8 protein-coding genes and 1 pseudogene are annotated in these 9,074 nt (G+C 68.9%); 8 read left to right on the top strand and 1 reads right to left on the bottom strand.

All coding sequences use genetic code 11. From position 1 onward, the window contains the following. Positions 1-180 precede the first annotated feature (180 nt). A pseudogene (locus tag KBI5_RS28185) lies at positions 181-408 on the top strand (hypothetical protein); the annotation flags it as partial. Positions 409-529: 121 nt separating this feature from the next. Here KBI5_RS28185 and nhaA read toward each other — a convergent pair. Further along, positions 530-1,942, bottom strand: coding sequence for a Na+/H+ antiporter NhaA (gene nhaA / locus KBI5_RS22515; RefSeq protein ID WP_241883109.1), 1,413 nt, complete (start codon positions 1,940-1,942; stop codon positions 530-532). Between the two features lie 582 nt (positions 1,943-2,524). On the opposite strand from nhaA, the gene KBI5_RS22505 reads away from it, so the two are divergent. The 7 genes from KBI5_RS22505 (at position 2,525) to KBI5_RS22475 (ending at position 8,836) form a co-directional block, all read left to right on the top strand. Further along, on the top strand, positions 2,525-4,198 hold the full coding sequence (locus KBI5_RS22505; RefSeq protein WP_241883108.1) for a hypothetical protein: 1,674 nt from the start codon (positions 2,525-2,527) through the stop codon (positions 4,196-4,198). Beyond that, positions 4,195-5,220, top strand: coding sequence for a DUF3592 domain-containing protein (locus KBI5_RS22500; RefSeq protein WP_085016379.1), 1,026 nt, complete (start codon positions 4,195-4,197; stop codon positions 5,218-5,220). The genes KBI5_RS22505 and KBI5_RS22500 overlap by 4 nt, the downstream gene beginning before the upstream one ends. A gap of 90 nt (positions 5,221-5,310) precedes the next feature. Further along, complete coding sequence (locus KBI5_RS22495; RefSeq protein ID WP_198537900.1) at positions 5,311-5,589, top strand: hypothetical protein; 279 nt, start codon at positions 5,311-5,313, stop codon at positions 5,587-5,589. Between the two features lie 212 nt (positions 5,590-5,801). Further along, positions 5,802-6,221: a hypothetical protein gene (locus KBI5_RS27200; protein WP_198537899.1), complete on the top strand. Its 420-nt coding sequence runs from the start codon at positions 5,802-5,804 to the stop codon at positions 6,219-6,221. 1,128 nt (positions 6,222-7,349) lie between these two features. Beyond that, positions 7,350-8,135, top strand: a complete 786-nt coding sequence (locus KBI5_RS22485) for an IS5 family transposase (protein ID WP_085016378.1) — start codon at positions 7,350-7,352, stop codon at positions 8,133-8,135. A gap of 66 nt (positions 8,136-8,201) precedes the next feature. After that, positions 8,202-8,435 (top strand): hypothetical protein, encoded by a 234-nt coding sequence (locus KBI5_RS22480; RefSeq protein WP_085016377.1) that lies wholly within the window; start codon positions 8,202-8,204, stop codon positions 8,433-8,435. Beyond that, on the top strand, positions 8,432-8,836 hold the full coding sequence (locus KBI5_RS22475; protein WP_241883106.1) for a hypothetical protein: 405 nt from the start codon (positions 8,432-8,434) through the stop codon (positions 8,834-8,836). The genes KBI5_RS22480 and KBI5_RS22475 overlap by 4 nt, the downstream gene beginning before the upstream one ends. The last annotated feature ends 238 nt before the right edge of the window (positions 8,837-9,074 follow it).

The raw sequence follows: 9,074 nt of genomic DNA, 5'->3' as shown, positions 1-9,074 counted from the left end.
CTCCAGGCCATGCACCAGACGGGCACCAGCCAGAAGGCGGCGCTCGGACAACTGGGCCCACCCGGTATCGAGGGAGAAATGGAACCGGTAAGTCATTCCGGTGCCCTCGTACCGTCGGCGCCACGAACGCTGGACCTACAAGAGCAAACCGAGTTCAGACCTCCTGGGCACCGGCGGCGGGCCGCTGAACAGGATCTACTTCACCGCGCACGCGCCGAGGACACTCTCCATTGGGAGACCCACCACCGTCCGATCTCCGCCGAAACCCTCCGCAAACGTCTCCGCATCGGCGCAAAGACCGCACGCAAGCTCGTGGCACAGCTACGAACCGATACGCGCACCCAGCTCGCCCCTGTGCTCAGCGACGAGATTCCTGCAGTRCCGAACCAGCCAGAAGAGAGATCGTAGGTCTTTGGGGCGTGCGCGCGAATCGCTCTCGATCCAAGCGCACGCCCCTTGGACGCCCAGCTCTCAGAAGGAGCTGAATGCCATGGGCTGGTCGCCGGGCTTTTATGTTCGGTGCTCTCCATCAACCTCGACGGGGAGTGTCGGTGGCATGGGAAGCGGCGTCCTCAACGGCGGGTTCTTGGAACACGTCGGGGATGCCGTCGCCATCCTGATCGATGGTTTCTTCTTCCTCGATCCTGCGGTACACACGGTTACGGGCTCGGAGGACCACTGCCGCGAGCAGAGCGGAGGTCAGGGATCCGAGGAGGATCGCCGCCTTGGCGTGGTCGTCGCGTTCGGTCCCGTCGCCGAATGCCAGCTCACCGATGAGCAGCGAGACGGTGAAGCCGACCCCGGCCAGCAGGGCGATCCCGAGGATGTCCCACCAGGACAGGCTCTGGTCCAGCTCGGCGCGGGTGAAGCGGGCCAGCAGGAACGTGGAGCCCAGGACCCCGACCAGCTTGCCGACCACGAGCCCCAGGGCTATGCCCATGCCCGCGGGGTCACGCAACGCCGCGCCGATCCCGCCGTCACCCAGCGACACACCGGCCGCCATCAACGCGAAGATCGGCACGGCGATGCCGGCGGACACCGGCCGCCAGAGATGTTCGAGTCGCTCCGACATCCCCACGTGTTCCCCAGGCTCCGGGCGGGCGGGTACCGCGAATCCCATCAGCACCCCGGCGATGGTCGCGTGCACCCCCGAGGCGTGCATGAGCGCCCACGCAACGACGGCAAGCGGCAGCAGCAGCCACCAGCGGCCGGCACCCCAGTTCACCAGGAGTGTGAACAGGATGATCGTCGCGACCGAGCCGGCCAGCGGTGCCGGGCTGAGCGAGTCGGTGAAGAACACCGCGATGATCGTGATGGCGAGGAGGTCGTCGACGACGGCCAGGGTCAGCAGGAACGAACGAAGCGCGACCGGCAGATGGGTGCCGATGATGGCCAACACGGCGACCGCGAACGCGATGTCGGTCGCGGTCGGCACCGCCCATCCCTCAGGCGCCCCGTCCGCGGGCAGGCTGTTGACCAGGGTGTAGATCAGGGCGGGCATCGCCATCCCGCCCACCGCCGCGACGATCGGCAGGGCCGCGCGGCTGGGTGATCTCAGATCCCCGAGGACGAACTCACGTTTCAGTTCAAGGCCCACCACGAAGAAGAAGATCGCGAGCAGGCCGTCGGACGCCCAGTGCGCCAGGTTCAGGCGCAGATGCAACGCCTCCGGCCCGACGTGGGTGCCGGTCAGCGTCTCGTACGCCGCACGCCAGGGCGAGTTCGCCCAGACCAGCGCCACCACCGCGCCGGCCAGGAGCAGCAGGCCACCAACGGTCTCGCTGCGCAGCACGCCGGTGACCTGCTGAGCGCGGGACCAGCCCGGCCGCGTCAGGAGCCGGGTGGGAAGAACACCGGACCGACCCCGGCCCTCCGGCGTCGGGGTACCAGACGGTGCGGCGAACATCCACATCCCTTCGAGAAGTCCAATCGCATGCGGCATCTCTCCGCGCGTCCCATGACCACCTCGAACCGGTCACACAACGCACCCAGACCAGACGCATCTTCATGCCGACCAGACTTCCCGGCGCACCGTCTCCCACCATATCGGCCCGACTGGCCGGGGCACAGTGGCCTGCCCTACGTCCCGGAGCCGGCTCTCCCTGTCCCGCGCCGACCCGGACCGGGTGTCGATGATGGAGGGAAGCCGCCAGAAGATCATTTCGCCTGTCAGCACGGGTGTGGCCATGGCCGACACCACGAGGTCCCGCGCCCAGCCAGTGTCGCTCCGGCACATTGTCCGCCCCGGAAGCACTTGCGGGTTCAGAAACAAGCCGATAAGGTATCCGTTGGTGTGCCGGGAAGTCTGGTCGGCGAAGCAATGCGTGCTGTCCACCGCTGTATTGTGCCGACCTTCCCTGGAGGCCTCTGGTCGTCCTCGATTTCATTGCCGCGTTCGGGCCGAAGCCCGGTCGTAGCCATTGTCGATACTCGTTCCGCGGGCTGGCCGACGTTCGCTGTCGTGCTRCCACGGATCATTTCGCGCTGCTCCGAAAGAGGACACTGTGYCCTTCTCGGGATGCCCATGAGCACCATTCCACCGCCCGTCGGYCAGTTCCGGGCCGACCGTAGAACGGCCCTGGCAACCGTTCTATGGGCGATCGTCCTGTGGCTCTTCTTCATGATCGACAGTCTCGTCCTGAGTTTTTTCATCGTCGGCCTGGCCGTCGCGTCGCATGACTGGTTGATCGGTGTCGCACCGTTCATCGGGATGCTGCTGGCCCTGCTCATCCCGGTCCTCCGGAGCGCCCGCCCACCGGGCCGGGTGCTACGACCGGACGACGAACCCGACCTTGCCATCCTGATACGCCGGGCCGCCCGAGAGATGGAGTTCGACACTCCGCTCGCCGTCCGGGTTCTGCCGACTCCGGTGGCGCAGGTGCACCCGGGGTTCGGTGGCCGGTCACCGAGCCTGCTCCTCGGCTGGCCCCTTCTGCGTGGGCTCACCGCCACGCAGCTCACGGCCATCATCGCCCGGGAGATCGCCCGTCATCAGCTGACCGGCTGGCGCGAAGGAGCCCTGGCRTCCACCCGCGGCATGGTCGCGCAGGCGCTCACCAGCCGCTTCCCGCCACGCCGGGCCGTCTCCGCTGCGTTGCTCAACGCTACGCAGCGGTACCGCTGGCGGGTGGAGCTCGCGGCGGACGCACGGGCCGCCGAGATTCTCGGTACCACCGAAGTCCGCTCCGTCCTGACCCGCGCGACGCTGGTCGCGGCGGCGTTCGACCACCTCGGCGGGCACTGGACCAAGGTCCTCGCCCAACAGCGGACGTTCCCCGAGGACCTGTACGACGCCCTCGACGAGGCCCTTGATGATCCACACGTCGTCCGGTGGGTCTTCGCGGCCATCCTGACGGACGAGACCAGGGACCCCTGGGCCGCGCACGCCCGGCTTCCACTGCAGCCGCGTCTGGCTGCCCTGGCGGAACTACCGACATCCACTCCCGCCAGAACTGACATCGGCGACGCCGCGTCACCGGGCACCAAACGCGCCGAGGCATCCCACTGCCGGCCCGTCGGCGGCCCCGCCGGCGGGCCGGTGCGTATCCACCAGGCCGATGACCTGAATCGGTGGGCTCCCCGGGAGCTGCTCCCCGACTCCAACCAGATCGTGCTCCCGGCAAGCGTGCTGGAAGGTCCGGCGGACCTGTTCCGGCCCGTCGAGGAGGCACGTGCCGACTTGCTGCGGGCGACAGGCCGGGGCACGGTGCCGGACGCGGTGACCGCTGCGGTCGAGGCCCTGGAGTCCGGTCCACCTCCGGCCGCCGTTCCTCGCCCGTCGGCAGCCCACGCATCGGGCGATGGGACCGCCCCCTTCCAGACGTCAGGTGGAGTCCTCGCAGAGGCACCCCGTGCGGGTGGCAGGTGGTGGGCCCGGGCGGGGAGAGACACGGGCTGGCGCGGGCTCGCCCGCCGCATCGAGCCCTCGATCCGCGCCGAGCCACCGCCGGGGCGCGACGCGCTTGCCCGCGCGGTCCTCTCCGACTGCCTGGGCAGCCTGATCAGCATGAGGCTGGTCGACTCCGGCTGGGAACGGGCGAGCCGATGGGTGACAGCCGTGGTCATCTCCCCCGACGGCCGAACCGTTGACGTACGGGAGCTGATCGAGCAAGCCGTGGATTCCGGCGACGCRACCCAGGTGCGGGCACTGATCGCAGCAAGCAACGACACCGAAGCCATCATGGAAGCAGGGGCATGACGGGGCTCGGCCACGCCCCCGGAACGAGACGGGCGGCCCTGTTCGCCCGGCGCCCGGTGCTGCGGGTGACGCTGTTCGGTATCTCGGTCGCCCTGGCCGGATTCACGGTGATCGCCGGTGACACCGCGTGGCGGGCGCACCGGTACGACACAGCCCGCGCCGAGGCGACCGCCCTCGCCGACGGCACAGTKGTCGAGGACCGGTACGAAGAGCACTTCGACCTACGGGCCCGCTGGGTCGACGCCAMCGGCCGCGACCATGTGCAACGGTTCGACGTCGATCATCGGTATCGCGTCGGTGAGCGGTTCACCGTCGCCTACGACCCGACCGACCCCTCACCGCGGGGCTTCCCCGCGGACTCGGGAACGGGAGACGACAACGGCACCCCGAGCGTTTTCCTCGTATACGCCGCCGCAGCCGCGATCGGCGTGCCGCTGTGGTGGGCAATGCGCAGCCTGCGTTTCCGGCACGCCGCCGAACAGCCCGGCCGCGCCATGGTCGCCCATCCCCGGATCGGAAAGAACACCAGCGGAGTGGGCATCACCCATCCGAGTACCTGGCTCATCCTGAACGACATCGGAAACCCGGTGCCCTACGGCTGGCAGCGGGTGATGTGGCACCCGGCCGTCGAGGAGATACCCGACGAGGCCGAGGTGATCGTGCGGGGCAGGTCGTCGGCGTCAGGGCTGGTGGGCGCGCTCGTCGTCGAACTGCCCGGCAGCATCCGTCTCATGCCCATCGGCGGGATCCGGCGGGAGCCAMCCAAACGGTTCGAACTGACCTCCCGCCCGGGCGTCAAGGTCGATGTCGGGCCCGACGGCAGATTCGTCATCGTCCGCGACGACCCCCCGCCCCGCCCCCGCCGGTGGTGGCGCCGCACCCCGCGCCTTGTCCTCGTCGGCGCCCTGCTGGGCGGAGCGCTCGGCTTCGGACTGGACGGCATGGTCACGGTCCTACCCGGCGCTGTCCTCATGCCCACCATCCTGCTGACCGGCTGGACGCTGAGCGCGGGAGAGCCGTGAGCGGACACCTCCCCCGGCCGCCCAGGTCCGTCCAAGGGCGCCCGCGACGCCCGCACGCACCCTCGATCCGTCTGCCTGGGAGTCGCAGTAATGTCCGATCGGATTGTCACAGTCATACTCGCCGTGGCCTGGGCCCTGGCCGCCACGTACTTCCTGACCGCGGTCGTGCGCCAGCGGCCGTTCCGACGGCCGTTCGCGGGGCACGCGTCACGCTCGCAGTCACTGGCCCTGGCGCTGCTGTACGCAGGCCTGGCTCTGAACCCGACCGCAGCCCTGCTGCGCGACCACCGGACGCTCTCCATCTCGCTTTCCGTCCTCGGTCTGCTCTGCCTCGCCGGAATGCTGGTCGTGTTCGTCGTCCAGGGATGAAACAGCCAGCAGGACCGGGACGGCCGATCCGGCGGGCTCGACCGGACCGAAGGTGATCGCCCCGGCGACCAGGCACGGTCCGATTTTTGAGCTGCCTGCCGGCCGACAGCGGTTCGTCGCGTTCTCAGACGATCAACATCGTTGCCGCTCGCGACCGAATCACGGTGCAGCCGAACACCGCGTCCCACCGTCCGCCAGAGGAGCCCCGCGGCATGAAGTGGCAGTGGATCGGCCTGGTTACCTTCTCCCTCACCCTGCTGCCCGCGGGACTGGCACTGGCCGCCGGCCGGGTGCCCCGCCGCCTGCGCGCCAGACTGGCGCCAGTACGTCCATGCGGCTGGGCCACCCTGCTGGTCTACTCCACAGCGCCTCTCAACGCGATCCCGCGCCTGGCCGACACCTCCCCCGACGTGGTTCTCGTCTGCACCGCGGCCGGCAGCGCCCTGTGCATCGCCGGCAGCCTACTGATGAACATCGTCATCTACCGGCATCAGAACCGTGCCGTCGACGGACCACGGTCGGCTGGTCCGCCGACCGGTGTGGGACGCGCGGACCAGCACCCCCGACCTGATCGTCAGTTGTCGAGCGATCTCGAAGGCCTCAGGAAGACGACGCTCGGAACTGGGAACTGAAGTCTCGGAACGTGCCGATAGGGCTGCCCTCGGTCCGGTGGATCTTTCAGTGAAGGAGCCTTTGAAGCTGGTGCTTCGGCGGCGGCGCTACCCAACCCACGTCCGGCGGCCCCGAGTGAGCGTCGCCTTGGGCGCCGCTGCTGGGTGGCGAGGACGATCGCGTCGTCGAGGCCACGGGGCGCAGAGATCAGCATGGCCGAGGCCCTCACCCCCGCTGGCCAACGTCGCCCAGCGAATGCRCTACCGCTGGGAGAGCACCCCGCAGACCGTCCGCCGCTGCAACGGGCRGTCGCCCGCCGCGATGYCGCTCATCGGCCCAGGTCAGATGCGTGCTCTGGCTCCGCGACCGTCCCATTTGGCGTGCACTGTAGCGACGGTTGTAGCAACGAGCCGAAATATCACGGCGGACAGTCAGGTTTCAGCATTCATGCAGGTCAGCGGGGTTACGCGGTAGACGTCCACCGTCTCGCGTTGCTACACCCGTTGCTACATAACGATCTTCAAGGTGCTCGACGGAGCGACAAAACCCCTGGTCAACGGTGGTGGACAGAACCGGGCACAACCCGAACCACCAACCCACGATCCCCGGACCCACGATCGCCATCCCCGATCACGTGAACAGGCCACCCACCAGCGGAAACGCACGGCGACGTCGTCGTACGTCCACAACCGACACACCGGCTGCCGCTGCCAGGTGACCTTACGGGACCGTGCCGGGCGCGACCCACGGCCCGATATCCCGGGTCCACGGCGCGCCCATGTCCGGGCCGACCACCGTCGCCGGTCGGACTGGAGCCCGCGTACGCCGCCTGGGCCCCCAGTCGAGTACCCGACGGGCCGCCAAAGCGGCCAAGGTGGCGTAATATGCCGTGTTACGATAGCGGCATGCCGAATATCCGGTTCACGATCTCGACAGCCTCAGAGCGCGTCTGAGAACTGGGCGGCTGGTGGGCGAACCTTGATCGAAAATGGGTGGGCTCCCGGTAGGACTGGTGGTTCTCACGCCAACCCGGTCCGCCAGGAGCCCGCGCACCAGTGTCCACGACCTGCCTGTGTCCGCTATGCCCGGCCCACGCCGAGACGACCTCCGTCGCAACGGCGCCGTGCCCGTTCTACCCGTCGTCATCGATGACCGACGCCCAGTGGGCGGTCATCGAGCCGCTGCTGCCGCTACCAGGCAGCGCCACCAGCAAGGGTGGCCGGCCGGAGAAGTGGCCGCGCCGGACCGTCCTCGACGCGATCTTCTATCTGGTCCGCGGCGGGATCGCCTGGGCGCAGCTCCCGCACGACTTCCCACCCCCCAAGACCATCTACGACATCTACCGGCGTTGGGCGACGGCGGGCGTGTGGCAGCGGGTGCACGACTGCCTGCGTGACGTGCTTCGCGTGCACGCTGGGCGTGACCCGCTGCCGACCGCCGCGATCGTGGACTCACAGACCGTGCGTGCCGCCGACACGGTGCCCTCCTCGACCGCCGGCTACGACGCCGGCAAGAAGACCAAAGGCCGCAAACGGCACATCGCCACAGACACCAACGGCCTGCTACTCGCCGTCGTCGTGACGGCCGCGAGCATCCAGGACCGGGACGGAGCGCACCGTGTGCTCGCCGCCCTGCGCGACGGTTTCGGCGCGGTCCGCCACGTCTGGGCCGACGGCGGCTACGCCGGACGGCTCGTCACCTGGGCGGCCAAGACCCTCAACCTCACCGTCCAGATCGTCAAGCGGACCGACAACGCCGCCGGGTTCGTGGTCCTGCCACGTCGCTGGGTCGTCGAACGGACCTACGGATGGATCAACAAGCACCGCCGATGCGTGCGTGACTACGAGACCTCACCCGAGAGCCACGAGGCGATGGTCTACATCGCCATGATCATGGTCATGTCCCGTCGCCTCGGACGCACCGGTGACTGGTGACCCGAGTTCTCAGACGCGCTCTCAGACGTCCAGGCCGCGATCAGGACGCACACGGAAGCGGCCGGCATGGACGTCTCCGCCTACATGATCGCGGCAGCCGTCGCCCAGATGRCACGTGACGACGCCGCCACAGCGGCCTTCGCGGCACTGGACGCACGCAACCAGGCCGCCCTGGAGCAGACCACCGACCTCCCCGAGGCGGACCCGCCCTCGTTCRACGCCCTGACCACGGACGAACAGACCCTCATCCACCGGGTCCTGGCCAGCGCACTCGGAACGGACACCGCGACCGTCGCGTGATCCCCCGTACCGTCATCTACGACACCGGGATGCTCGTAGCGCTCCTGCGGGACAACCCCACGGCGCGACTACTCCACCACTGCCTACGCGCGGCACCACACCGGCCGGTTCTCATCGGCCCCGTCCTCGCCCAAGCGTGGCGACCGGACCCGAGAACGGTCCACACCTTCAGCCAATACCTGAAGGACTRCACCGTCCCACAAACCCGGGAAAGCACGCCCCCCATCCGCGGCGCGGCCAACATCACCGCCGGCTGCGTCGCCTGCGCGAGAACCTTCACCCTCGACTCGTACAAACGAGCAGGGGCCATGCTCGCCGACGCCAAGCTTCCCACGAAGAAACGCCCGGACGTCATCGACGCCCTGGTCGTCATCACCGCCGCACTGCACACCCCAGGGTGACCCGCAAAGTCTGTTTGTGCAGGTAGACGGTGTGAGACGGGGTGCGGGGGGCTGGGGCCGGTGGTGGTGTGAGGATCCGGGCCCGGCTGCTGTTTCGTCGCTGTGAGTAGCGCGTGTGAGGGTGGGTTCCGGCGCCGGCGGAAACGCCACCGATGACGTTCTGTGACAGCCGGTGGGGTGGGTGGGGCGGTGGGGCCGTGGGGTCCGGGGGAACAACGGCGGGCCACCACGGTGAGGG

It is taken from the genome of Frankia sp. KB5, from assembly GCF_002099325.1.
In the GTDB taxonomy this organism is placed as follows: domain Bacteria; phylum Actinomycetota; class Actinomycetes; order Frankiales; family Frankiaceae; genus Frankia; species Frankia casuarinae.
Note: the sequence above shows the minus strand (reverse complement) of the source record. Positions and strands in the feature narration are given on the sequence as shown.